The sequence below is a fragment of the Sphingomonas sp. Sph1(2015) genome, assembly GCF_001970915.1.
Classification (GTDB): Bacteria; Pseudomonadota; Alphaproteobacteria; order Sphingomonadales; family Sphingomonadaceae; genus Sphingomonas; species Sphingomonas parapaucimobilis.
Genome location: NZ_MQUI01000034.1, coordinates 1 through 24,094, shown reverse-complemented (window position 1 = coordinate 24,094; position 24,094 = coordinate 1). Strand labels below are relative to the sequence as shown.

The 24,094-nt window shown below is 65.9% G+C and carries 23 protein-coding genes, 3 tRNA genes and 1 pseudogene; 13 read left to right on the top strand and 14 right to left on the bottom strand.

The annotated features are described in order from the left end of the window. Positions 1 to 191 precede the first annotated feature (191 nt). The 4 genes from BSZ14_RS13525 to BSZ14_RS13510 all read right to left on the bottom strand — a co-directional run bounded on the left by BSZ14_RS13525 (position 192) and on the right by BSZ14_RS13510 (position 6,162). Entirely contained in the window at positions 192 to 1,133 is a 942-nt protein-coding gene (locus BSZ14_RS13525; protein WP_076711313.1) for a tetratricopeptide repeat protein, read from the bottom strand. A gap of 89 nt (positions 1,134 to 1,222) precedes the next feature. After that, complete coding sequence (locus BSZ14_RS13520) at positions 1,223 to 2,173, bottom strand: helix-turn-helix domain-containing protein (RefSeq protein WP_076711312.1); 951 nt, start codon at positions 2,171 to 2,173, stop codon at positions 1,223 to 1,225. Between the two features lie 91 nt (positions 2,174 to 2,264). Continuing rightward, entirely contained in the window at positions 2,265 to 4,538 is a 2,274-nt protein-coding gene (ptsP, locus tag BSZ14_RS13515; protein ID WP_076711324.1) for a phosphoenolpyruvate--protein phosphotransferase, read from the bottom strand. 730 nt (positions 4,539 to 5,268) lie between these two features. Next, a complete protein-coding gene (locus tag BSZ14_RS13510; protein ID WP_076711311.1) occupies positions 5,269 to 6,162 on the bottom strand; it encodes a LysR family transcriptional regulator in 894 nt (297 codons plus the stop codon). 152 nt (positions 6,163 to 6,314) lie between these two features. Between BSZ14_RS13510 and BSZ14_RS13505 the strand changes: the two genes are divergently transcribed. The 3 genes and pseudogenes from BSZ14_RS13505 to BSZ14_RS20215 form a co-directional block, all read left to right on the top strand. Further along, the gene (locus BSZ14_RS13505; protein ID WP_198930520.1) at positions 6,315 to 6,653 is read left to right on the top strand and encodes a MoaF-related domain-containing protein; all 339 of its coding nucleotides are present in this window, start codon (positions 6,315 to 6,317) and stop codon (positions 6,651 to 6,653) included. After that, positions 6,646 to 7,392 carry an SDR family NAD(P)-dependent oxidoreductase gene (locus BSZ14_RS13500; protein WP_076711310.1) on the top strand — a complete coding sequence of 249 codons (747 nt, stop codon included), beginning with the start codon at positions 6,646 to 6,648 and terminating at the stop codon, positions 7,390 to 7,392. Before BSZ14_RS13505 ends, BSZ14_RS13500 begins: the two co-directional genes overlap by 8 nt. 120 nt (positions 7,393 to 7,512) lie before the next feature. Beyond that, a pseudogene (locus BSZ14_RS20215) lies at positions 7,513 to 7,710 on the top strand (zinc ribbon domain-containing protein); the annotation flags it as partial. A gap of 120 nt (positions 7,711 to 7,830) precedes the next feature. On the opposite strand, the gene BSZ14_RS20080 reads toward BSZ14_RS20215, so the two are convergent. The 4 genes from BSZ14_RS20080 to dapB form a co-directional block, all read right to left on the bottom strand. Next, positions 7,831 to 8,121 carry a hypothetical protein gene (locus BSZ14_RS20080; protein ID WP_076711308.1) on the bottom strand — a complete coding sequence of 97 codons (291 nt, stop codon included), beginning with the start codon at positions 8,119 to 8,121 and terminating at the stop codon, positions 7,831 to 7,833. Between the two features lie 63 nt (positions 8,122 to 8,184). Next, positions 8,185 to 8,261 (bottom strand) — tRNA-Arg (locus BSZ14_RS13480). 46 nt (positions 8,262 to 8,307) lie between these two features. Beyond that, positions 8,308 to 8,976 carry an endonuclease III gene (gene nth, locus BSZ14_RS13475; RefSeq protein ID WP_076711307.1) on the bottom strand — a complete coding sequence of 223 codons (669 nt, stop codon included), beginning with the start codon at positions 8,974 to 8,976 and terminating at the stop codon, positions 8,308 to 8,310. Between the two features lie 6 nt (positions 8,977 to 8,982). Further along, positions 8,983 to 9,711, bottom strand: coding sequence for a 4-hydroxy-tetrahydrodipicolinate reductase (gene dapB / locus BSZ14_RS13470; protein ID WP_042484135.1), 729 nt, complete (start codon positions 9,709 to 9,711; stop codon positions 8,983 to 8,985). Positions 9,712 to 9,934: 223 nt separating this feature from the next. Between dapB and BSZ14_RS13465 the strand changes: the two genes are divergently transcribed. Next, positions 9,935 to 11,599, top strand: a complete 1,665-nt coding sequence (locus BSZ14_RS13465) for an AAA family ATPase (RefSeq protein WP_198930519.1) — start codon at positions 9,935 to 9,937, stop codon at positions 11,597 to 11,599. 77 nt (positions 11,600 to 11,676) lie between these two features. Next, positions 11,677 to 12,378 carry an NAD-dependent deacylase gene (locus BSZ14_RS13460; RefSeq protein WP_076711306.1) on the top strand — a complete coding sequence of 234 codons (702 nt, stop codon included), beginning with the start codon at positions 11,677 to 11,679 and terminating at the stop codon, positions 12,376 to 12,378. Here the strand turns inward: BSZ14_RS13460 and BSZ14_RS13455 are convergent. Both BSZ14_RS13455 and BSZ14_RS13450 read right to left on the bottom strand, forming a co-directional pair. After that, a complete protein-coding gene (locus BSZ14_RS13455) occupies positions 12,368 to 13,159 on the bottom strand; it encodes a 3'(2'),5'-bisphosphate nucleotidase CysQ (RefSeq protein WP_076711305.1) in 792 nt (263 codons plus the stop codon). The two genes, BSZ14_RS13460 and BSZ14_RS13455, sit on opposite strands and share 11 nt — an antisense overlap. Next, on the bottom strand, positions 13,146 to 14,492 hold the full coding sequence (locus BSZ14_RS13450) for a TldD/PmbA family protein (RefSeq protein ID WP_076711304.1): 1,347 nt from the start codon (positions 14,490 to 14,492) through the stop codon (positions 13,146 to 13,148). The genes BSZ14_RS13455 and BSZ14_RS13450 overlap by 14 nt, the downstream gene beginning before the upstream one ends. Before the next feature lie 182 nt (positions 14,493 to 14,674). On the opposite strand from BSZ14_RS13450, the gene BSZ14_RS19705 reads away from it, so the two are divergent. Then, positions 14,675 to 14,839, top strand: coding sequence for a hypothetical protein (locus tag BSZ14_RS19705; protein WP_158069211.1), 165 nt, complete (start codon positions 14,675 to 14,677; stop codon positions 14,837 to 14,839). A 16-nt stretch (positions 14,840 to 14,855) separates the two neighbouring features. Here the strand turns inward: BSZ14_RS19705 and BSZ14_RS13440 are convergent, their stop codons facing one another. The 3 genes from BSZ14_RS13440 to BSZ14_RS13430 form a co-directional block, all read right to left on the bottom strand. Further along, positions 14,856 to 15,164 carry a polyhydroxyalkanoic acid system family protein gene (locus BSZ14_RS13440; RefSeq protein ID WP_042484120.1) on the bottom strand — a complete coding sequence of 103 codons (309 nt, stop codon included), beginning with the start codon at positions 15,162 to 15,164 and terminating at the stop codon, positions 14,856 to 14,858. 116 nt (positions 15,165 to 15,280) lie between these two features. Further along, positions 15,281 to 15,354 (bottom strand) — tRNA-Gly (locus tag BSZ14_RS13435). A 43-nt stretch (positions 15,355 to 15,397) separates the two neighbouring features. Then, positions 15,398 to 15,483, bottom strand: a tRNA-Tyr gene (locus tag BSZ14_RS13430). Positions 15,484 to 15,652: 169 nt separating this feature from the next. Here BSZ14_RS13430 and BSZ14_RS13425 point away from each other — a divergent pair. Next, a complete protein-coding gene (locus BSZ14_RS13425) occupies positions 15,653 to 17,263 on the top strand; it encodes a M20/M25/M40 family metallo-hydrolase (RefSeq protein ID WP_076711321.1) in 1,611 nt (536 codons plus the stop codon). Next, the gene (rlmB, locus tag BSZ14_RS13420; protein ID WP_042484117.1) at positions 17,263 to 18,006 is read left to right on the top strand and encodes a 23S rRNA (guanosine(2251)-2'-O)-methyltransferase RlmB; all 744 of its coding nucleotides are present in this window, start codon (positions 17,263 to 17,265) and stop codon (positions 18,004 to 18,006) included. Before BSZ14_RS13425 ends, rlmB begins: the two co-directional genes overlap by 1 nt. 429 nt (positions 18,007 to 18,435) lie before the next feature. On the opposite strand, the gene BSZ14_RS13415 is transcribed toward rlmB, so the two are convergent. Continuing rightward, the gene (locus tag BSZ14_RS13415; RefSeq protein WP_076711320.1) at positions 18,436 to 18,753 is read right to left on the bottom strand and encodes a 2Fe-2S iron-sulfur cluster-binding protein; all 318 of its coding nucleotides are present in this window, start codon (positions 18,751 to 18,753) and stop codon (positions 18,436 to 18,438) included. A 69-nt stretch (positions 18,754 to 18,822) separates the two neighbouring features. On the opposite strand from BSZ14_RS13415, the gene BSZ14_RS13410 reads away from it, so the two are divergent. From BSZ14_RS13410 to uvrB, 5 genes are all read left to right on the top strand, one after another. Beyond that, entirely contained in the window at positions 18,823 to 19,452 is a 630-nt protein-coding gene (locus tag BSZ14_RS13410; protein WP_076711302.1) for a DNA-3-methyladenine glycosylase family protein, read from the top strand. 182 nt (positions 19,453 to 19,634) lie between these two features. Then, positions 19,635 to 20,087: a DUF2721 domain-containing protein gene (locus tag BSZ14_RS13405; RefSeq protein WP_076711301.1), complete on the top strand. Its 453-nt coding sequence runs from the start codon at positions 19,635 to 19,637 to the stop codon at positions 20,085 to 20,087. Next, positions 20,084 to 20,482, top strand: a complete 399-nt coding sequence (locus BSZ14_RS13400) for a DUF4345 domain-containing protein (protein WP_076711300.1) — start codon at positions 20,084 to 20,086, stop codon at positions 20,480 to 20,482. The genes BSZ14_RS13405 and BSZ14_RS13400 overlap by 4 nt, the downstream gene beginning before the upstream one ends. A gap of 43 nt (positions 20,483 to 20,525) precedes the next feature. Next, positions 20,526 to 21,692 (top strand): MBL fold metallo-hydrolase, encoded by a 1,167-nt coding sequence (locus BSZ14_RS13395; protein WP_076711299.1) that lies wholly within the window; start codon positions 20,526 to 20,528, stop codon positions 21,690 to 21,692. Between the two features lie 153 nt (positions 21,693 to 21,845). Further along, positions 21,846 to 24,038, top strand: coding sequence for an excinuclease ABC subunit UvrB (uvrB, locus tag BSZ14_RS13390; protein ID WP_076711298.1), 2,193 nt, complete (start codon positions 21,846 to 21,848; stop codon positions 24,036 to 24,038). Positions 24,039 to 24,094 lie beyond the last annotated feature (56 nt).

Sequence of the window (24,094 nt, the reverse complement as noted above, 5' to 3'; positions counted from 1 at the left end):
GTCAGGGATGCGCGCGCTCTGGCCCTTCCGCCGCACCAGTGCAAGGGGTTTCGTGGCTGTCCCCATTCCTCCCCTGCAAGGGGAGGTGGCTGGGCGAAGCCCGGAGGGAGGGGTGTCGCCCTCTCGATAGGGGGACACCCCTCCACCATGCTGCGCATGGTCCCCCTCCCCTTACAGGGAAGGAATAGGCCTCACTGACACTTCGCCGCGCTGCGCCCGCTGGCGATCTGGCCCTTCATCGCGGTGGACAGCTTGGCGCCGTACACGTCGCTCAACTCGTCATAGACCTTGCAGGCATCGGCCGCCTTGTTGAGCCTGGTCAGCGCCTGGCCAAGATAGAGCAGGCTGTCGGGCGCGCGCTCGCCGTCCGGGAATTTCTTGTAATTTTCGTAGAAGGCCATCGACGCGAGGCTGGGCTTGCCGGAATCGAGATAGGTGCGCCCCAACAGGTTCTGCGCAAAGCTGGCGCGGCGGCTCTTGGGATAGTCGGCGACCACCTTCTTCAGTGCGGCCTCCGCTTCCGGATAGCGCTTCGCGGCCCACAGGCGATAGCCATAGAGATAGGCGTCCTCTGCCGCATCGCCGGTCGAGGGCTTGTCGACCGCCGCCGCCGGGGTCGCCGTCGCGGTGTCGCCGGTCACGACCGAGGGGGCCGCCGGGGTCTTGGGCGGGCGGGTCGATCCGGTCGCGGCGGCGGCGGGCGTGGCGGACGTGTCGAGCGGCGCGCTCTGCCCCGCCGGGGCGATCGGCGCGGGGCCGGATTCCAGCGCCTTCAGCCGCGCTTCGGTGGCGCGCTTATAGGCGTCGAACTGGTCCTGGAGCTGGCGGGTGCGATACCCATTCTGCTCGATCTGGCCGGTCAGCCCCGCCATCTGCTCCTCCAGCGAGGTCACGCGCGAGGTCAGGTCCGACAGCGCGCTGGAGGCGGGAACGCCCGGCGCCTGCGCCTGGGTCTGCGGCGCGGTGATCTCGGGCTGGACATAGCCGCCCGCGCCGTTCGGGAAGACCTTGCGCTGGACGGCGCGCATTTCGCTTTCCAGCTTGCCGACCCGACCCTCGACATTGGATTGGGCGGCGGCGGCGGTCGGCAGGATCATCACGGCCGCGACCCCGGCCAGCAACAGGTTACGCATCGGTTTCACCCCCCCGGTGGGCTGGTTATGAAAGGGACAGGGCCACCCTGCCCTGCCCCGGCTGTCTCCAGCCTGAAGATTTCCGCTTGCTACAGATCCGCCGGAGCCGTGGTGGCGGAGGACGGCGACGGCGTAGGCGTCGTCGGGGCGTTGGCGCCCGTTTCGCCGCTCGTATCACGCGTCGAACGGCGCTCCGTCCGCTCGCGCAGCGGGGTACGCACGGCCGGCGTCGGCGCGGCGGAAGCGGTCGAAGCCCCCGACAGTCGCGCCCCGATCGCCTGCGGATCGAGCCGCACGTCCTTGATCGCGCGCGAGCCATCGCCCAGCGGCGGGATCGGCTTGCCGTCCAGCGTCACACTCAGCTTGTCGGGGCGGCCGACATTCAGCAGCGGCCCCTTGGCGGTGGCGGGCACCTCATAGCTTTCGCCGGGCTTCAGCGTGCCCATCTTCAGCGTGACATTGTCGGCGTCGTACACGCGCAGCCATACCTCGCCATTGGCGGTCAGCACGACCTTGCCCGCCGTCACCGGCGTCGGGCTGGGGGCAGGCGCGGGTGCGGGCGCAGCGCTGTTGGTCAGCGGGGTCGCGGCGGGCACCTCTTGCGCGGTGCGGTCGCGGCGGAACAGATCGGTGCCGTACCACAGCCCGGCGATGATGAGCAGCGCCAGCGCCAGGCCGACGCCGACGATCGCCAGCCCGCGCGACGGGACGCGCGCCGGATCGGCGATGTCCTGCGGCACATATTCGGTGACGCGGCGGCCCAGCTTGTCGACATCCGCGCGCACGGCCTGCGCGATCGCGACCTCGTCGGCGCCGACCGCGCGGGCATAGGCCTTGGCGAAGCCGACCGCATAGGTGGCCGACGGCAGGCTCTGATAATCGGATGCCTCGATCGCCGCGAGATGGCGACTGGGGATGCGCGTCCGCGCACCGATATCGCCCAGCGATAGCCCCTGCGCCTCGCGCGCCGTGCGCAGGACGTCACCGGCGCGGGCAGGTGCCGCTGGTGCGGCATCGTGGCCGGGATTGACCTCGTCCATTCTCAACTCCGAAGCGACCATGGCCCACCCCATGATCGCGGTCGTTCTTTCAGACGGCTGGGATCAAGTCAACGCGAACACCTGACCTGGATCAGGCCAATTCGACACCGTTCGTCGCAGCCCAGGCACCAAGCGCCCCGCGCATGTCGCGGACCGGATGCGCCAGCAGCCGCGCCATTTCGGCGGTGATCGCATCCCGGTCGAGCGAACGGATCATCGCCTTGACCGGGCCGACCGCCGCGGGGGTGATCGACAGCCGGTCGATGCCCAGGCCAATCAACGCCATCGCCTCCAGCGGACGCCCGCCCATCTCGCCGCACACGCCGACCGGCACGCCCGCCTCGCGCGCAGGCTCGACCACCCGGCGCAGGAAACGCAGGATCGACGGGCTGAGCCAGTCATAGCGCTCGGCGAGCTTGGGATTGGCGCGGTCGGCGGCGAACAGGAACTGGGTCAAGTCGTTGGTGCCGATCGACAGGAAGTCGACATTGGGCAGGATCAGATCGAGCTGCTCCGCCAGCGCCGGCACCTCCAGCATCGCGCCGTAGCGCACATCGAGCGGCAGGCGACGCCCGCGCGAGCCGAGCCAGGCGCGCTGCGCCTCGAACAGCGCCTTGGCCTCGTCGAATTCCCACGCTTCCGACACCATGGGGAACATGACGTGGAGCGTGCGCCCCGCCCCCGCCTCGATCAGCGCGCGCGCCTGTGCCTTCATCAGGCCGTCACGCTCCAGCGCCAGGCGCAGTGCGCGCCAGCCCATCGCCGGGTTCTCCTCGTCCCCCGCCTCGGTGTTGAGATAGGGCAGCGCCTTGTCGCCGCCGATATCGATGGTGCGGAACACGACCGGCCGGTCGCCCGCCGCCTCCATCACGTCGCGGTACAGCCGCTGCTGCCGCTCGCGCTGCGGCAGGGTGGCGGAGACCAGAAACTGGAACTCGGTGCGAAACAGGCCGATGCCGTCCGCGCCCGTGGTGTCGAGCGCGGCGGCATCGTCGCGAAGCCCGGCATTGACCATCAGTGTGACGCGGTGGCCGTCCTTCGTCACCGGCGGCACGTCGCGCAGCGCCGCAAAGGCCGCGCGGCGCTTCTGCCGCAGCTCCAGCTTGGCGTCGAACGCCTCCTCCATCGCCGATGAGGGCCGGACCAGGACACTACCCTCCGATACGTCGAGCAGCAGCTGGTCGCCGTCGGCGATCTGGCGGCGCACGTCGCTGACCCGGCCCAGCACCGGCACGCCCATGGCGCGCGCGACAATGATGACATGTGCGGTCAGCGACCCTTCCTCCAGGATCACGCCCTTCAACCGCCGCCGGTCATATTCCAGCAGCTCGGCAGGCCCCAGGTTGCGCGCGATCAGGATCGTGTCCTGCCGCAGGCCCAGCTGCGCCGCCGTGCCCATCTGGCCCGACACGATGCGCAGCAACCGGTTGGACAGGTCCTCCAGGTCGTGCATCCGGTCGGCGAGCAGCGGATCGTCGATCTGGCGCATCCGCTGGCGCGTGCGCTGCTGCACCCGCTCGATCGCGGCCTCGGCCGTCAGGCCGCTGTCGATCGCCTCGTTGATGCGGCGCGCCCAACCCTCGTCATAGGCGAACATCTTGTAGGTCTCGATGACCTCGACATGCTCGCCCGCGACGCCGAACTCGGCCTCGCGCGCCATGCGGTCGATCTGCTCGCGCATCTTGTCGAACGCGGCATAGACGCGGCGGCGCTCGGCATCGATGTCCTCGGCCACCGTATGTTCGACGACGATGCGCGGCTGGTGATAGACGGCAAAGCCGCTGCCCATGCCCTCGACCAGCTTCTGCCCCGACAGGCGGATCGTCGCGGTCATCTGCGGCCGCGCCCCCGCCCCCGCCGCCGCGTCGATCAGCCCGGCATTGGCGATCAGCTCGGACAGGACCATCGCGACGGTCTGCAGCGCCTCGATCTCGACATCGGCATATTTGCGCGGTTCGCTATGCTGGACCGCCAGCACGCCCACCGCCCGCTCGCGCCGGATGATCGGCACGCCCGCAAAGCTGTGGAACCGGTCCTCGCCCGTCTCGGGCTTATAGGCGAAGTCGGGATGGCTGGCGGCTTCGTCGAGATTGAGCACCTCGACATCCTCGGCGATCGTGCCGACCAGCCCCTCGCCCATCGCCAGCTTGGTGACATGCACCGCCTCCTCGGCCAGGCCGCGCGTCGCGAACAACTCCAGCACGCCTTCGCGCAGGAGGTAGATCGAGCAGACCTCGCTGCCGATCGCCTCGCCGATGATCTGGACCACCTGGTTCAGCTTGGCTTGGGCGGGGGTGCGCGACGCCATCACGTCGTGCAGACGAACGAGGATCTCGCGGGCGGATGCGGCGGCCGAAACGGGCATGGGCATAGGGCTAACAGACGGAATGCGGCGGTGTCATGCGTTAATATTGCACGTGCGTGCCTTTTGATGGCGCACCCACCCCGATCGACACGCCGACCTGCGTTACAAATCGGGTCGTATGACCGGTTCCCTGGCCGACGCCGCGGCCTTGGAGTCGTCGCCACCCCGATGATCCGATGCGCCACATTCTGGCCAAGCCGCGATATGGCTATCAGCGCGTAGACCAGGGCTTCGCGCCCGGCACGCCGAAGCGGAACAGGATGATGGCGCCCCTGCGCAAGGACGCCGAATACTCTGGGGCCAGATCGCCGCCGTCTTTGCCATCATACTCCTGAGGATCTGGGCGGCGACGCAATGGACGGCATGGCGGCTGGGGCTTCAGCCGCAATTCGGTCAGCCGGGACAGGCGACGGCACAGGACAAGCAGCTCACGTTCCTAAACGCCGCCGCTGACCGCCGCGATCTTCCAATATACGCTGCGGTGCTCGTCCCGAGACGAACCAGCCTGCCGCCGATCCCCTGACGCTCATCGTACCGACGCTCGAACGCTTCATCGCGGCACTCCAACCCCCAATTCCCGAGAAAGTATTTGGAAACATATTTAGAGAAATGAACACCTAAGGGACAATATCTAAGCAACTTTTGCGGCTGGATTCAAATCATTGGCTGTTAGTCGCGTGGCATCACGGACAGTCCGCGCGATGAGTCATGCCAAATTTCCGATGATCGATCAGGCCTCCGGCAAACAAAAATCTTCACTCAATATGTCGATGAAGGCGCGCACCTTCGGAGAGAGGTGCTTACTCGACGGCCAAAGGACGGTTAGCGTGCACGGCGCCGCAGCTGCCTCTTGCGGAAGGTCAACCAATCTCTTCGATCTCAACGCTTGCGCTACCTCGAAGTCGGGGAGGCAGGCAATGCCGCGCCCCTCGAGGGCGAGATATTTGAGTATCTCGACCGAATTACAGACGACGTTAGACACATTGGTCGAGCCGATGACGTTCTGAAAGTCCGCCACGGGCCATTGCTCGAATTTTCCGGTGTTGGGGAAGCGATAAAGAAGGAGGGTATGCGAAAGGAGATGCTGTGCGGTGGCAGGCTGGCCACAGCGCTCCACATAGCTCGGTGAAGCAACCAGTATTTGTCGAAAGCACCCCAGCGACCTGCTCATGATTCGAGTGTCTATTGTATCGCCAATCCGAATGGCCGCGTCATAGCCTTCATCGATGAGATCGACCTTCCTATCGGTGACATCGATCTCGACTTCGACATTTGGATAAAATTCAATGAATCGGGCAATCCGTGGCAGGAGTAGATTTCCGATCATCGGAACACTCACTCGTAACTTGCCCCTGGGCATAACGAGTGTGGTGCTCAACTCATGCTCGGCGGCCTTGAGTTCGCTCAGGATACGATGGCACCGCTGAAGCAAGAGCTCGCCCTCCGCCGTCAACTTCATGCTGCGCGTGCTCCGGTGGAATAGGCGGACGCCAAAGCGACTTTCGAGACGAGCGATCGACTTGCCAATGGCGGATGCGGAAACGCCAAACCGTCGTCCGGCTTCGGTGAAGCTCAACGTCTCCGCGGCTGCAACGAAGGTCGAAATGCCCGCGAGATGATCCATAATCTCGCTTTAGCTGGCCCCATTGAAGACGGCAACGTCCGCTCTGATCGGAACTGCGGCCCATTTATCTACAATGGCGTGCCGAGTAACCGCAATTCGGCATCCCGCAGCAGGGAGGCGCCCTTGTTGCAATCCTCGAACCGGAGTCATGCATGATGACCGACGAAACTCAATTTCCTTATGCCGCGCGATCGTTCATCGTCAATTACGGCGACGGACTGGTGTTCCGTAACAGTTATCTTGCCGATGGAAAGTCGGTAACGGTTGAACACCTTGAGGGAGTCATGAAGGGAACTTTGTCGACCTCAACCTTCAACTGGTTCGAGTTAGGCAATGGTGAATATATCCTATCTTGGCAGGAGGAAGACAAATCCACAGTCGTGCATTGTGACAATTTTGAAAAGAGGACAACTCGGTCCTTCTACACGATGATGGACGGAAGCTTTTTCGAGCTGTCCGGGAAGATCACAAGCGAGACGGCCCATGTCTGATCGGCAGAATAAGGTAGCCTTGGTGACAGGTGCCTCTCGCGGAATGGGTCGCGCGGCTGCGATCGCACTTGCATCCGCTGGCACTCATGCGCTGGTTCACTACAATTCGAACGGGCAAGCGGCCGACGATGTTGTTGCTGAAATCTTGGATCGAGGAGGAAGTGTTCAGACGGTGAGCGCCGACCTTGGCACGCCCGATGGACCTTTCGGCCTGTCAGCCGCCGTTCGCAGGATCGCCAATGGCAAGATCGACATTTTCGTTTCGAACGCCGGTATTTGCCGGCCTCTCAGCCTGGGAAATACGACCGCTGAGGACTTCGACGAACAGTTTGCCGTAAATGTCAGGGCGCCCTTCTTTCTGGTCCAGCAACTTGCTCCGATGATGCCGCCAGGCGGCAGCATCGTGCTCACCTCTTCGCTGGCCGCTCGAACGACCGTAGGTGAGCTTTCCGCTTATGCAGCGTCCAAAGGCGCAATCTCAACCCTGGTCATCCAACTGGCGGCGGAGCTTGGGAAGCAAGGCCTTCGGGTCAATGGCATTGCGCCTGGTATCGTCGCCACGGACATGTCCACCTTCATCGAAACGAAGGAGGGCCATGATTTCACGCTCGGACTGCAATCCATCAAACGGATTGCAACAGCCGACGATATCGCCGCGGTGATCGCTTTCCTGACGAGCGACGCTGCCGGTTGGATCACGGGCGATGTCATCCACGTCGATGGTGGTTCCAAACTCTAGCCAACCCTTCCCGCCTCTCGATCCATGGCGAGAAACGTGATCGAGCCTGCGGGGCTTCGCAAGTCGAATCGCCTCTGACTGAACCGACGGCGAGCAAGGTCGACCAAAACCAAACAAGGCGTGCGCGGGGTTTCCAATGGCCCGACGCTGCTGAACGGCATCTGCTTTTGCGCGAAGTGCGGCGGCGCGATGACCCTGCGCACGAGCAATGGTGATGGCGGGCAGTATAGCTATTCCACCTGCTCGACCAAGGCGCGGCAGGGCAAGACGGGCTGCGAAAGTCGCTCGATCCGCATGGACAAGCTCGACCATCTGGTCGCGGGCCATCTCGACCGGCGACAGGAACGGGCCGAGCGCCGCTGCGAGCATCTGGCAGACTTGAACCGGCGAATCACGGAAACCGATCAGCGCCTCAACCGGCTCTACGACGCGATAGAATCAGGCGTCGCAGCGCTGGACGACGTGGGACTGAAAGACCCGATCGCCAATCTGAAAGCGATCCGCGATCAGGCCACGGCCGATGCCGAGCGGATACGGATGGCACTCGACGGCTCCGGCGATCGGGCCGTGACACCGGAGATGATCGACGCCCTTTCGGAGACGGCACGCAGGAGCTTGCGGATCGAAGGAGGCGGCTATCGGCGAGATCACCTGCGCGCCTTCGCCCAGCGCGTCGAGGTCGCCGATGACGAGGTTCGCATCATGGGAAACAAGTCGGACCTGCTTCAAACCCTCGTCGCCGCTTCGAGCGGGGAAACGGCGGCGTTTGCGGTTCGCAGTTCTGTACTGAAATGGCGCACCCGACAGGATTCGAACCTGTGGCCTCTGCCTTCGGAGGGCAGCGCTCTATCCAGCTGAGCTACGGGTGCGTGGGCTGGCCGACTAGCATCGCGGGGCACCCCGCGCCAGTCCTTTTTATGCGGCGGCTGCTTTTCCGTTCCTGGCAACAGGGGCCGGGGTCTTGGGGCGATAGGCGCACAGGTCCTCGACCGGACAGCGCCAGCATTCGGGCCGCCTGGCCTTGCAGATATAGCGACCATGCAGGATCAGCCAGTGATGCGCATGGAGCCGGAATGGCGCGGGCGTCGCCTTGTCCAGCTTCAGCTCGACCGCCAGCACCGTCTTGCCCTTGGCCAGGCCGGTGCGGTTGCACACGCGGAAGATATGCGTGTCGACCGCGAAGGTCTCCTGCCCGAAGGCGGTGTTGAGCACCACATTGGCGGTCTTGCGCCCGACGCCGGGCAGGCGCTCGAGCGCGGCGCGATCCTCGGGCACTTCGCCGCCATAGTCGTCGACCAGCATCTGCGACAGCGCGATGACGTTCTTGGCCTTGGTGTTGAACAGGCCGATCGTCTTGATGTGCTGCTTGAGCCCATCCTCGCCCAGGTCCAGCATCTTCTGCGGCGTATCGACCTCGGCGAACAGGGCGCGGGTCGCCTTGTTGACGCCGATATCGGTCGCCTGCGCCGACAGCGCGACCGCGACGACCAGCGTATAGGGATTGCGATATTCCAGCTCGGTCTCGGGATGCGGGTTCGCCTCCGCCAGCCGGTGATAGAATTCGACGATATCGGCCTTCTTCATGGGCGCTTACAGACCCAGCACGTCGCCCATGCGATAGCGGCCCGGCACCTGCCCCGCGAGCCACAGCGCGGCGCGCACGGCCCCGCGCGCGAAGATCGTCCGGTCCTGCGCGAAATGGCCGAGCGTCAGCCGCTCGCCCTCGCCCGCGAAGATCACCTCATGGTCGCCGATCACCGAGCCGCCACGCAGCGCCGCCATGCCGATCGTACCCTCGGTCCGCGCACCGACCAGCCCGGCGCGGCCATCGACACGCAGCTCGGACAGGCTATGCCCCCGCCCCGCCGCCGCCGCCTCGCCCAGCAGCAAGGCGGTGCCCGAGGGCGCGTCGACCTTGTGCCGGTGGTGCATCTCGGTGATCTCGATATCCCAGTCGGTACCCAGCCGCGCCGCCGCCTCGCGCACCAGATTGGCGAGCAGCGTGATGCCGAGCGAGGTGTTGCCGGTCTGGAGCACCGCGATCTCCGTCGCGGCGGCATCGATCGCGGCGTGCTGAGCCGGAGACAGGCCGGTGGTGCCGATCACGATGGGCGTGCGCGCCGCCCGCGCCGCCGCCAGATGCACGTCGAGCGCGCCCGCGATCGAGAAGTCGACCAGCACGTCCGCCGACTTGGCCAGCGCATCCGGATCGTCGCGCGAATCGCACCCGCCCGCCAGCGTCGCGCCCTCACCCTCGATCAGGTCCGCGATGGCCCGGCCCATGCGACCGGCGCTGCCGTAGATACCGATGGCGGTCATGCGGGGGCCTTGGGCGACAGGGGGGAATGGGTCGTCATGTGCGGCTTCTTTACACAGGTTGCGGCCGGGGGAAACCGGCCACGATACGCGCCTGTCAACGATCCGCGGACTGTTCGGGCGAATGGCCAAGCCGTTCGCCGATGTCGACCTCAAAATACGACGTATCCTATTACAGACTGCCCAATCTTATGTACGATCGCTGACATCAGATTTTTGATTTTAGATGTCGAATGCTGATACCCCCATGGAGGATTCTTTGTCGCTATCAATCGACCTTCAACTGCCCGGCGCCGAAATAGCGCTCGAACTGCGCGCGGGCATGTCAACGATCGTCGTTGGTGCAAACGGCAGCGGCAAGACGCAGCTGGCTACAAATTGCGAGGAACAGCTGGGAGAGCAGGCGCATCGTATCTCGGCGCAGCGCATGCTGGCGCTAGACCCTGGGGTCGAAAAAATTAGTGAGCGGATGGCTCGAGAGCGCCTTCGTTATGGTGCCCGTAAGGAGGAGCTTTTTGGCGATTACATGAGCGCGAGAAAGAACTGGCGCTGGGGACAAGCACAAGCTCAGTTCATACTAAACGATGCCGTCGCCCTCATGCAAGTTCTGTTCGCCGAGCAGGCGAACATTGGCGTCGCCGTCAACGAAGCCGCTATCTCCGGCGCTCCAGTGGTCGGGCGGGAGACGACCCTGCGCAAACTGAAAGCGATCTTTCACCGGGTTCTGCCCGCCCGCCGCCTCACGACTACTGCCGACAACATCACGGTAACCGCCATCGACGCGCAAGGTGTCGAGGGTGAGCCGTATAGCATCACCAAGATGAGTGACGGGGAAAAAGCCGTTTTCTACATGGTCGGTCAGGTGCTCGTTGCGCAGCAAGGTTCGGTCTTCATTATGGACGAGCCCGAGATTCACGTACACCGCGCGATCCTCGGCCGCCTATGGGACGAGCTCGAGTCAGCACGGCCCGATTGCGCGTTCCTGCTTATCACCCACGATCTGGAGTTCGCGGCCTCGCGGGCTGGCAGAAAGTATGTGGTGCGCAACTATGCGCCGCTGACCGGCTGGCAGATCGAAGAGGTGCCGGAGGCAAAGGGGTTTAGCGAGGACCTCGTCACGCTAATCCTCGGCAGCCGCAAACCGGTGCTATTCGTAGAGGGGCAGCAGGGCAGCCTCGACCTCGCCTTCTACCGCGCTTGTTACCCGAATTGGACGGTTATCCCGCGGGGTGGATGCCAAGACGTCATATACTCGGTCGCGACGATGCGGCGCAACGCGATGCTTACCCGCGTCACCTGCGCGGGGCTTGTCGATGCGGACGGACGGGATGCGGACGACCGGGCACGTCTTGCCAGCTTAGGCGTCTCTGTCCTGCCGGTCGCCGAGATCGAGAACCTGCTACTGCTGCCTGACGTCGCACGTGTCATTCTCGCCAAGAACGACTTTGCTGGCCCGGAACTGGAGAAGAGGCTTGCCGAAATAAAGGCGGCTGTGTTCGCGGACGCCGCCGTGCGCGCGAACATTAACGAGGTGGTGCTCGGTTACGTTCGACGGCGGGTTGACCAAATGTTGAAGAATATTGACTTTTCGGCGGATAAGTCGGTGGATAGCCTCGCGCAGAGCTACACCGCGCAGACCGGCAAGCTCGACATACCCACGATTGCCGCCAGCATCGAGAAGACGATCACCGACGCGATCGCAGCCGACGACCTACCCGCTCTGCTCGCTATCTATGATCGCAAAAGGCCGCTGCTTGCCATCGCTGCCAAGCTGCGCACCGGACATATCAATGATTTTACAGCCTGGGTAACGCGCGCCATTCAGAGTAAGGATGACGATCGGTTACGGCTTGCCGTCGAGGCGGTGCTTCCGCCCGTGTTAGCCGCATGATTGGCCGTCGAGCACCTGAGAACGGTCAGGCCGCCCAACCATTCCAGACGAGCTAAACAAACCCTATCCTCGCCCCCATGCACCCCATCCACAACATCGTCATCCTCACCGGCGCAGGCGTCTCCGCCGAGTCCGGCATCGCCACCTTTCGTGGTCCCGGCGGGCTGTGGGAGGGGCACCGGGTCGAGGATGTCTGCACGCCCGAAGCGCTCGCCGCCGATCCCGACCTCGTTCACCGCTTCTACGACCTGCGGCGGGCGGCGCTGGCCGGTGTCGCGCCCAATGCGGCGCATAAGGCCTTGGCGCGGCTGGACCGGGAATGGCCGGGCGCGTTGCTGATCGTCACGCAGAATGTCGACGACCTGCACGAGCGGGCGGGGGCAGAGCGGATGCTGCATATGCATGGTGCGCTGAAGCAGGCGCTGTGTGCCGCCTGTGGCGAGCGGTTCGACTGGCCGGACGATCTGCCGCCCGGTACGCCCTGCCCCGCCTGCGCCGCGCCGCGCTTGCGACCCGACATCGTGTTCTTCGGCGAGATTCCCTATCATATGGAGCGGATCGAGGCGGCGCTGGCCAAGGCCGATCTGTTCGTGTCGATCGGCACCTCGGGCGCGGTCTATCCGGCGGCCGGGTTCGTGCGGATGGCGAGTGCCTATGGTGCGGCGACGCTGGAACTGAATCTCGATCGGTCGGAGGGGAGCGGCTGGTTCGACGAAAGCCGCCTCGGCCCGGCGGGGCAATTGGTGCCCGAATGGGTGGAGCAGATGCTCAGCCGGTAACGGGAACGATGACCTCGCGCGCACGCGGCGTGAGCCGCTCGAGCGCCGGGTCCTGAAGGCCCCGCGCCGTCACCAGTACGCCAAAGGCGCGCGGATCGGGCTTGTTGAAGAGCAAAGGCTGGCCCAGGGCATCGGCGACCCCTGCCCCCGCCTCGGACGCGATCAGCGCGGCGGCGGCGATGTCCCACTCATTGCCCCAGCGCAGGGTCGCGACGAGATCGGCTTCGTCGGCGGCGACCATGGCGATGCGCAACGCGATCGAGTTGGGCTTGAACACCGCGACCAGATCGCGGTCGGCCTTGGGCAGCGCATCGACGGGCACGCGCGCGCCGGGCATCTGGTGGCAATAGCCCGCGCTGAGTGCGCTGCCGTTGCGGGTCGCGCCATGCCCCGCCTGCGCCAGCCACAGCTCGCCGCGCGCGGGCGCGGCCAGCACGCCGATCACCGGCACACCGTCCTCGACCAGCGCGACCGACACCGCCCAGCCCTCACGTCCGCGGATATAGTCGCGGGTGCCGTCGATCGGATCGACCACCCAGACGCGGCGTGCCGCCAGCCGGTCGGGCTTGTCCGCCGTCTCCTCCGACAGCCAGCCCGCCTCGGGGATCAGCGCGTGGAGCCGGGCATAGAGCATCCGGTCGACATCCAGATCGACCTCGCACACCGGGCTGCCCGGCGTCTTTTCCCATTGGCGGAAATCGGTGCGCCAGCGGGCAAGCGCCATCGCCGCCGCCTCGCGCGCCGCCGCCACGACAGCAGGGATCAGCTCAGCTGCTGGCAACCGTCATTCCATCGATGCGCAGCGTCGGCACATTGACGCCGTAGCGGAATTCCAGGTCGTTGGCCGGGGTCATGCCGAGGAACATATCCTTCAGATTGCCTGCCACGGTGAACTCCGCAACCGGCTCGGCGATCCGCCCGTTCACGATGCGAAAGCCCGCCGCGCCCCGGCTATAGTCGCCGGTGACGGGGTTCACGCCGCTGCCGATCAGTTCGGTGACGTACACACCATCGGCGATGTCGGCGATCAGCGTGTCGACCGGCACGCGGCCCGCCGCCATGAACAGGTTGCTGGTCGACACGCCCGGCCCGCCGCCGGTGCCGCGTGCGGCATGGCCGGTCGGCTCCAGCCCCAGCTGCCGGGCCGAGGCCGAATCGAGCAGCCAGGTCTCCAGCACCCCGTCCTCGACGATGGCGGTCGGCGACACGGCCAGCCCCTCGCCATCGAACGGGCGCGAACGCAGGCCGTGCGGGCGGTGGGGATCATCCTCGATCCGGATGCCCGCCGCCATCACCCGCTCGCCCAGACGGTCGAGCAGGAAGCTGGTCCGCCGCGTGATCGCCGCCCCCGCGATCGCCGAGACGAGATGGCCGACCAACGACGATCCGACGCGCGGATCATAGACGACCGGCATCGCGCCGCTGGCCAGCTTGGCCGGATTGAGCCGCGCCACGGTCCGCTCGCCCGCGCGCATGCCGATCGCCTCGGGGCTTTCGAGCAGGCGACGCAGGCGGGCGCCATGATGGGCATAGTCGCGTTGCATGTTCGCGCCCTCGCCCGCCACCACGCTGACCGACAGGCCGTATCCGGTGGCGGCATAGCCCGCCGCGAAGCCATGGCTGGTCGCCAGCGCCGAGACGACGCGCGAGGCGGAAGCCCCCGCCCCTTCCGAATTGGTCACGCCCGCCACGGCACGGGCGGCCTCCTCGGCCTCCAGCGCGGCGGCGCGCAACGCCTCGGGGGCGACCTCGCCGCCATCGTCCAGGTCGAGCATCGGCGGCGCACCGCGCAACAGCCGTTCCTCGGGCGCGAGCCCGGCCCAACGATCCTCGGGCGCCTCGCGCGCCATGGCGACCGCGCGCTCGACGGCGCGGTCCATCGCATCGCCCGACAGGTCCGAGGTCGAGACACTGGCCGAGCGCCGCCCGACAAACACGCGCAGGCCCAGGTCCTCGCTTTCCGACCGGCCGACATCCTCCAGGGCGCCCAAGCGTACGGATACTTCGAGCGCGGCGTCGGCGGCAAAGACCGCGTCGGCGGCGTCGGCTCCGGCGGCACGGGCGCGGGCAACGATATCGGCGGCCCGGTCGCGGGCCTGTTCGGGGGTCAGCATGGGTCAGGACTTAAGAGCGGTTGGGCGGGGATGCCAGTCCCTGTCGCATCGCCGTGGCGAGTTCCGCGCCCTCGCCTTCGCTTCGGCCGGTCGGAGACCGTCGCTGAACCGTCAGGCAATCGGGACGTTGATCCGCCATGTCCACCTCGCCGCCCTGCCGAAACCCCGTTTACCAGAAGGCCGTGCTTCGCCTGTCCGCCGGGCGCGCGGTCGAGCTGCGGCTGAAGCTGCACCTCACCCGTGGCGGATTGCTGGCGGTCGGCGGGCTCGTTTCGTCGATATTGTTGTCGACGGCCGTGCTGGTCGGCGTTGCGACACGGCACCCGCCCCGTCGCGACCATCAATAGGAAGGATTACGCAGGCTTACGCCTTGCTCAGCATCTTTTCGGCGCTGGTCTTCACGAACTCGCCGATCGGCCCGGCCATCATCGACAGCATCATCGGGATCGCCACCGTGCCGCGAAGCGCGGTGTCGGCAATCTCCATATCGGCCTTCACCGTCTGGCCCATGGCGATGATGGTCAGGATCAGGCGATCCTCGGCAGGCCATTCGGACGACACCTGGCCGCCACCGGGGATTTTCGCTTCCAGCTTGGGAAGCCCCTGCTCGATCCGGCGCCGGGCTTCGGCATGACCCAGAGAGTGGGGGATGTCGAAATTGACCGATGCCATCAGGTGGGACTCTTTCTCATTCGGGAATGAGACTCGAGTGACCCGCTTTGCCATGGGGGTCAAGCGCTATGCGGCGAAATAATATACCACTCGCACATGCCGAATATGTCGGAGGATGGAGCGGGTAACGGGAATCGAACCCGTGTATTCAGCTTGGAAGGCTGCTGCACTACCATTGTGCTATACCCGCTCAGGTCCAGCGCCGCTGATCGACCCTAGCCGATTGGCGGGGATGGTGGAAGGGACTGGATTCGAACCAGTGTACGCTCACGCGGGCAGATTTACAGTCTGCTGCCTTTAACCACTCGGCCACCCTTCCGGGGTGTCACTCCATCGGAGCGAGGCGCGCCCAATGCCGAAGCTCGGCCGGCCTGTCAACGCCGATTTGCACGATTTTTCGTCGGCCATGCCTGATCGGGTTGCTTGCATGTCGCGCAATCGGGACATAGCCTTTGACCCATTCAAGAGACACCGGGGGAAATATCATGATGCGCCCATCCTTGCTCGCCGCGGTCGCGGCGGCCGCGTTGTTGCCCGCCGCCATGGCGGGCGCGCAGGACCGTAATGCTGCCAACCGGCTGATCGACGAGGGCATGAACCACAGCCAGGTCATGCAGACCGTGCAGCATCTGACCGACGTGATCGGCCCGCGCATGACCAACAGCCCGGCGATGCGCACCGCGGAGGGCTGGACCGCGGAACAGTTCGCCAAATGGGGCCTGAAGAACGTCCATAAGGAAGGCTTCGCCTTTGGGCGCGGCTGGTCGATCGAGCGCGCCAGCGTGCGCATGGTGTCGCCCCGCCCGCTACAGCTGACCGCCATCCCCATCGCCTGGACGCCCGGCACCAACGGTGCGGTGACCGCCCCCGTCATCGTCGCGCCGATGAAGCGCGAACGCGACTTCGACAAGTGGCGCGGACAGCTGCGCGGCAAGATCGTCATGGTGTCGATGCCCGGCACCGGCGACGAGCAGACCAGTGCCCCCTTCCGCCGCCTGACCGGCGAGGACATCGCCAAGCTCGACGTCTATGTCCAGCCCGAGCATGATCCCGAGAGCGCCGACCGCCGGATGAAGCGGCTGGACTTCGCGCAGAAGCTCGACGCCTTCCTGAAGGCCGAGGGCGCGGTGGCCTATGTCACGCAGAGCTATCGCGACGGCAAGCTGGTCCACGGCGAGGGCTATCTGTTCGGGCGCGGCGAAACGCCCGCCGTCCCCGGCATCGAACTGGCCGCCGAGGATTATCGCCGCCTCGCCCGCCTGACCAGGACCGGCCCCGCCCCGACGATCGAGGTGCTGAGCGACGTTCGCTATGATGACAGCGACGTGAACGCGTACAACATCATCGCCGAAATCCCCGGCACCGACCCCAAGGCGGGCTATGTGATGGCGGGCGCGCATCTCGACAGCTGGGTCGCGGGCGACGGCGCGACCGACAATGCGGCGGGCAGCGCCATGGTGATGGAGGCCGCGCGCATCCTGGCCGCCACCGGCCAGCGGCCGAAGCGCACCATCCGTTTCGCGCTGTGGTCGGGCGAGGAGCAGGGCATCCTCGGCTCCATGGCCTATGTCGAGCAGCATCTGGCGTCGCGCGGGCGACCCGACGATGCGCCGCAGTCGGGCCTGAAGCGCTATTATGGCTGGACCAACCGCTGGCCGATCACGCCCAAGCCGAGCTACGGCGACCTGGCGGCCTATTTCAACATCGACAATGGTTCGGGCAAGCTGCGCGGGATCTATGCCGAAAACAATCCGGCGGCGGTGCCGATCCTGAAGGAATGGCTGTCGCCCTATGCGGCGATGGGCGCCGGGAACGTCGTGCAGCGGACGACGGGCGGCACCGACCATGTCTTCATGCAGGCGGTCGGGGTACAGGGCTTCCAGTTCATCCAGGACCCGCTGGATTATGGCAGCCGCACGCATCACAGCTCGGCCGATACCTTCGACCATCTGAAGGCCGACGACATGCGCCAGGCGTCGGTCGTGCTCGCCGGGGTCTTGCTCGCGGCGGCGAATGCGGACAAGGCATTGCCGCGCCCGCCGGTGCCGACGCAACCGGCGACGACCAGACCCTTTGATTTTACGGACAACGACGACTGATGGCACGCCGAGGACATCGCCCCAGCCAGGCTTCATCCAACCGCCCCCGCTTCTGGGGACGGCATGCGGTGACGGCGGCGCTCGCCAACCCGAACCGGACGGTGCGCAAGATCTGGGGCACGCGCGAGGCGCTGGCCGCGCTCGACCTGCCGCCGGTCCTGCCGGTCACCTTTGCCGATGTCGCCGATCTGGGCCGACTGGTGCCCGCCGACGCGCCGCATCAGGGCCTGGTGGCAGAGGTCGATCCGCTGGAGGATATCTGGCTGGGCGATCTGCTGCACGAGGTACAGGATAACCAGCGACCGCTGGTCGTGCTGGACCAGGTGACCGACCCGCACAATGTCGGCGCGATCCTGCGCTCGGCCGCCGCGTTCGACGCGGTGGGCATCGTGACCCAGGACCGGCACGCGCCGCCCGAATCGGGCACGGTCGCCCGCTCGGCCAGCGGCGCGCTGGAGACGGTGCCGTGGGTGCGCGTGGTGAACCTGGCCCGCGCGCTGGAGGAGATCGCGGAAGCGGGCTTCTGGCGAATCGGCCTGACCGGCCATGCCAACCAGACGCTGGCCCAGGCGATGGGCACCCAGCGCATCTGCATCGTGCTGGGCGCCGAGGGCGAAGGGATGCGCCAGAATACCGAAGCGCATTGCGACGAACTCGCCAAGCTGCCGATCAGCCCGAAGGTGGAGAGCCTGAACGTCTCCAACGCGGCGGCAATCGCGCTGTACGCGGTGGCGGCGCGGTGATCTTCCGGGCGGCGGGGCCGGTCCCTGCCGCCTTTTTTGCGCGGGGCGAAGGGCGGGACGTGCGCTTCGACTTCGCTCAGCGTGAACGGCTGTTTGTCCTGATGGCCACCATCCCCGTCCTCCGTTCAGCCTGAGCGAAGTCGAAGGCTATGGGATGAAGGTTCGCGCGGAGGCGCGGAGATGGTGTATCTGGCCGCAAGGCCTCTCCATCCTCGCCAGCCGCCGCAAAAGTCTGCCGGTCGTGATGGCCGACTCCGCTCGCCCGACGCCGGATATCTCCGCGCCTCCGCGTCTCCGCGCGAACAAAATCTCTCGGGTAAACCGCAACGCCACCCGACAGGACACCACCTCCGCGCCCTCCGCGCCTCTGCGCGCAAAAAAAGAGGCGGGGCCGAAACCCCGCCTCCGACGTTCCGACGCAATGCGCCGTCAGTCCTCCGCCGCGATCCGCACCCGCATCCCGTCCTGCGCCGCGCCGAAGGGCAGCTGGCACGACAGGCGCGAAGTTGCGTCGCGCTCACTGGTCGAATCGAGCAGGTCGTCCTCATCCGGGCCGAGCGCGGGCAGCGTGTCGGCAAAGGCCGGGTCGACATGCACATGGCAGGTCGCGCACGAACAGCAGCCGCCGCACAGCGCCAGCAATTCGTCGACACCGGCATCCCGGATGACTTCCATCACCGACAGACCGGCCTCGCCGTCGATTTCGCGTTCTTCCCCGTCGCGGGTCACGACGATAAGCTTGGGCATGTCCATTCTCCTTGTCGGCCCTGATATTGAAAGCGCCTCTGCCGGGCCTGAACGCGCGGATCAAGCATCATGGGGCTGAGCGCCGAACAGATTCGCGAAAGCATGGACGCACTCGCCGCCGCCGAGCCCGCCATCGCCGCCGCGCTGGACCGGATCGGCTACCCGGCGCCGCGCATCCGGGCGCGCGGCTATGCCACGCTGGTACGCACCATATTGGGCCAGCAGGTCTCGGTTGCCTCGGCCGATGCGCATTGGCGGCGGCTGAACGAGCTGCTCGGCGATGCGAGCGATCCGACGCGACTTCACGGCTTCACCGACGAGGAACTGCGCGGTGCAGGCATCTCGCGGCAAAAGGCGGGGTATCTGCGCAGCCTGGCCGAGGAAGTGACGAGCGGTCGGCTGAACCTGTCCGCCCTGCCCGAGGATGACGAGGACGCGATCGCCAAGCTGGTCGCGGTCAAGGGCATCGGCCGCTGGTCGGCGGAGGTCTATCTGCTGTTCGCCGAAGGCCGCACCGATATCTGGCCCGCGGGCGACCTCGCCGTGCAGATCGAGATGGGGCGCATCCTGGGCCATGACGCGCGGCCATCGGAAAAGCGGGTTCGCGAACTGGCAGAGGCCTTTCGTCCACACCGCAGCGCGCTCGCGATCTTTACATGGCATCATTATGGCGCCGGAGCCGACGCCGCGCCGGTGTGATCCTCCCCGCTCGCGGGGAGGTGGCAGGCCGCAGGCCTGACGGAGGGGGGCTTCGGCAAGGGCTTCGTTCCGTCGCACGCCCCCTCCACCACCCTGCGGGTGGTCCCCCTCCCCGTGCCGGGGAGGATGATTGATCCACTTCTCCCTTGCCCCGCCCGACCCGAAAGGCCACCTTTCCCGCGATGCCCACCCTTCCCGCCGTCGCCACCATCGCCCAGACCATCCAGCTGTCGCTGGCCCCCGTCTTCCTGCTCGCCGCGATCGGGCAGTTGCTGAACGTGCTGGCCGGGCGGCTGGCACGGGTGATCGACCGGGCGCGCGGGCTGGAGATGATGATCCACAAGATCGATGACGGCCCCGAACTGGCCCGCCACAAATGGGAACTGCGGCTGCTCGACCGGCGCATGTCGATCATCAACGCGGCCCTGTTCCTGTCGGTGTCGAGCGCGGTGATGGCCTGCATCGTCATCGCCGTGCTGTTCATCGCCAATCTCGGCAAATTCCATATCGGCACCTGGATCGCACTGGCCTTCATCCTCTCGGTCTGCCTGCTGACCATGTGCCTGGTCGCCTTCATGGTCGAGGTCCGCATCTCGCTGCGTGCGATCCATGTCCGCAAGGAAATCCTGGATTGAGCGTCACCCCGACCGAGCGACGTGCCTTGCAGGCCGTGGTCGCCACCGCCTGTCTGGTGCCGCTGACCATCGGCGGGATCAGCATCGTGCGCGGCCCCGGCTGGCTGGGCCATGCGCCCATGATCCCGACCGACCTGGACAGCCAGTTCCGTTATGTCTCGGGCATCTTTTTTGCCCTTGGGCTCGCCTTCACCACCTGCGTGCCCGGCATCGAACGCAAGAGCGCACGGTTTCGCCTGCTCGGCCTGCTGGTGGTGGCGGGCGGACTGGCGCGGCTGCTGTCCTGGGGGACGATCGGCGCGCCTTCCCCGGGGCATCAGCTGGGTCTGGTGATGGAACTGGGGGTCGTGCCGCTTCTTATGCTCTGGCAGGCCCGCATCGCGCGCGGTCGTTGACCGTCAGGAGCTTTGCGATGCATTTTTCGAACCGAGCTCCCTCATGACCATCGTCCGCCGGATCGCCAAGGGACTGGCGCTGGTCCTGATCCTCGTCGGCCTGGCCGCGACGATCGTGCCGCATTATCTCGACCGTCTCTATTATGAAGGGCCGGAGAGCGGCCATTATGACGGCGAGCGTTTCTTCAACCCCGATGGCGATGCCGATACGCGGCGGATGCCGACACGCGGCGGGCGCGGCGGCTTTCTGTGGCGACAGCTGACCGGCGATGACGGCCGCCCCGCATGGCCCAAAGCGGTGCCGGTCCAGCCCTCCAGGCCCCAGGCCCGTGTCGAGGGACAGCGGATGGTCGCAACCTGGATCGGCCATGCGACCGTGCTGGTCCAGACCCAGGGTCTCAACATTCTGACCGATCCTGTCTATGCCGAGCGTACCGGCCCCTTCGGCTTTGGCCCGAAGCGGGTGGCGCGGCCGGGCGTGGCGCTCGACGACCTGCCCCGGATCGACCTGATCCTGATCAGCCACAATCATTACGACCATCTGGATCAGGCGACCCTGCGCCAGCTCTGGCAGCGCGACCGGCCGCTGGTCGTCACCAGCCTGGGCAATGACAGCGTGATCGGCCAGGTCGGCGTGCCCGCCACCGCGCTCGACTGGGGGCGGGAGAAGGTGATCCGGCCCGGCGTCTCGGTCGCCGTCACGCGTAATCATCACTGGGGCAGCCGCTGGTTCACCGACCGCAACCGCGCGCTGTGGTCCAGCTTCGTGGTGAAGCTGCCCGGCGGCAATATCTTCTTTGCCGGCGATACCGGCATGGGCGATGGCCGCTGGCCGGAGGAAGCGGCAAAGCTTGGCCCGGTGCGCCTCGCCCTGCTGCCAATCGGGGCGTTCCGCTTCGAACCCGGCCAGATGGCCTCGGGCAGCCATATCGGCCCGCCGCAAGCGGTGCAGGTTTTCGAGCGGCTGGGGGCGTCCATGGCGATCCCCATCCACTGGGGCACGTTCCGCCTGTCCTATGAGGGCTATGATACGCCGCCCAAGCTGCTGGATGCGGCGATGGCGTGTTCGGGGGCGCGGGGTCGGTTTGCGGCGGTTCGGCTGGGTCAGCCGGTGGAGATCGCGCCGTTCCGGGCTGCGGGTGCAGTACGGACCAGCGATGCGGCGATGCGGACTTGCCTCGACACGCCGCAGGTCCGGGCTTTGCGATAGGGATTCCCTTGGCCTTCGACTTCGCTCAGGCTGAACGGGGTTTGGTATTGAAACCCTCTCCCCCCCTCCATTCGGGCTGAGCGAAGTCGAAGGCCACGCCCCAAACATCGGACCCACTGGAACAAAAGTGCAACCGGACCCATATTCACCCCCATGGCGATCCAGATCCGCACCACCCTCGACGAGCCCGAAACCGGGGTCAGCTTCATCCCCCACCGCCCGTCGCGCCCCGAAAAGGCGGAGGGCGGCAAGCGCTTCGAACTCGTCACCGAATATACCGCCAGCGGCGACCAGCCTGCGGCGATCAAGGAACTGACGGCGGCGGCCCGCGCGGGCGACAAGGATCAGGTGCTGCTGGGCGTCACCGGATCGGGCAAGACCTTCACCATGGCCAAGGTGATCGAGGAATTGCAGCGCCCCGCGCTGATCCTCGCCCCCAACAAGATCCTGGCGGCGCAGTTGTACGGGGAGTTCAAGAGTTTCTTCCCCAACAACGCGGTCGAATATTTCGTCAGCTATTACGACTATTACCAGCCCGAGGCTTATGTGCCGCGGTCCGACACCTATATCGAGAAGGAAAGCTCGATCAACGAGTCGATCGACCGGATGCGCCACTCGGCCACCCGCGCGCTGCTGGAGCGTGACGACGTCATCATCGTCGCCTCGGTATCGTGCCTTTACGGTATCGGCTCGGTCGAAACCTATTCGGCGATGATCTTCGACCTGAAGAAGGGCCAGAGCGTCGACCAGCGCGAGATCATCCGCAAGCTCGTCGCGCTGCAATATAAGCGCAACGACGCCGCCTTCATGCGTGGCAATTTCCGGGTGCGCGGCGACAATCTGGAAATCTTCCCCTCGCATTATGAGGATTCGGCCTGGCGCGTGTCCTTCTTCGGCGACGAGATCGAAGAGATCGTCGAGTTCGATCCGCTGACCGGCAAGAAGGTCGCCAGCCTGAACTCGATCCGCATCTACGCCAATTCGCACTATGTCACGCCCGGCCCGACGATGAAGCAGGCCACGGAGGCGATCAAGTTCGAGCTGACCGAGCGCCTCAAGGAGCTGGAGGCGGAGGGCAAGCTGCTCGAACACCAGCGGCTGGAGCAGCGGACGAATTTCGACCTGGAGATGATCGCCGCCACCGGCAGCTGCAACGGCATCGAGAATTACAGCCGCTTCCTGACCGGCCGCCTGCCCGGCGAACCGCCGCCCACTTTGTTCGAATACCTTCCCGAAAACGCGGTGCTCTTCGTCGACGAGAGCCATGTCACCATCGGCCAGATCAACGGCATGTCGCGCGGCGACCATCGGCGCAAGATCACGCTGGCGGAGTATGGCTTCCGCCTGCCGTCCGCGATCGACAACCGGCCGCTTCGCTTCAACGAATGGGACGCGATGCGCCCGCAGACGGTCAGCGTCTCGGCCACGCCCGGCAATTGGGAGATGGAGCAGACCGGCGGCGTCTTCGTCGAACAGGTCATCCGCCCCACCGGCCTGATCGACCCGCCGGTCGAGATCAAGCCGGTCGAGGAGCAGGTGCAGGACCTGATCATCGAGGCGCGCAAGACCACCGAACTCGGCTACCGCACCCTCGTCACCACGCTGACCAAGCGAATGGCGGAGGACCTGACGGAGTATATGCACGAGGCGGGGATCAAGGTCCGCTACATGCACTCCGACGTCGAGACGCTGGAGCGTATCGAGCTGATCCGCGACCTGCGACTGGGCGTCTATGACGTGCTGATCGGCATCAACCTGCTGCGCGAGGGGTTGGACATTCCCGAATGCGGGCTGGTCGCGATCCTCGACGCGGACAAGGAAGGGTTCCTGCGCTCCGAAACCTCGCTGATCCAGACGATCGGGCGCGCGGCACGTAACGTCGACGGCCGGGTGATCCTCTATGCCGACCGGATCACCGGATCGATGGAACGCGCCATGCTGGAAACCTCGCGGCGTCGCGAGAAGCAGATGGCGTATAATACCGAGCACGGCATCACGCCGCAGACGATCCGCCGCCAGATTGGCGACATCATCGCGCATGTGGCGTCAGGCGATCAGGTGACGGTGCCGATCGACGACGACCGTCCGCACATGGTCGGCCACAATCTGCGCGCCTATATCGAGGAACTCGAGAAGAAGATGCGCAAGGCCGCCGCCGACCTCGAATTCGAGGAAGCGGGCCGGTTGCGGGATGAAATCCGGCAGCTCGAGAACGAGGAACTCGGCCTGCCGGTCCATGAGCAGAAGGCCCCGATCATGGGCCGGTCGAACGAGGGCAAACCGGGGACGCGCAAGACGCGGTTTGGGAAAAGCAAGAAGTTTGCGAGTGGGCGCAAGGCGAATTGATTATTGGGGAGGCTGGGCTACTTGGCCCCTGCCCCTGCCCCTGCCCCTCCCCAACC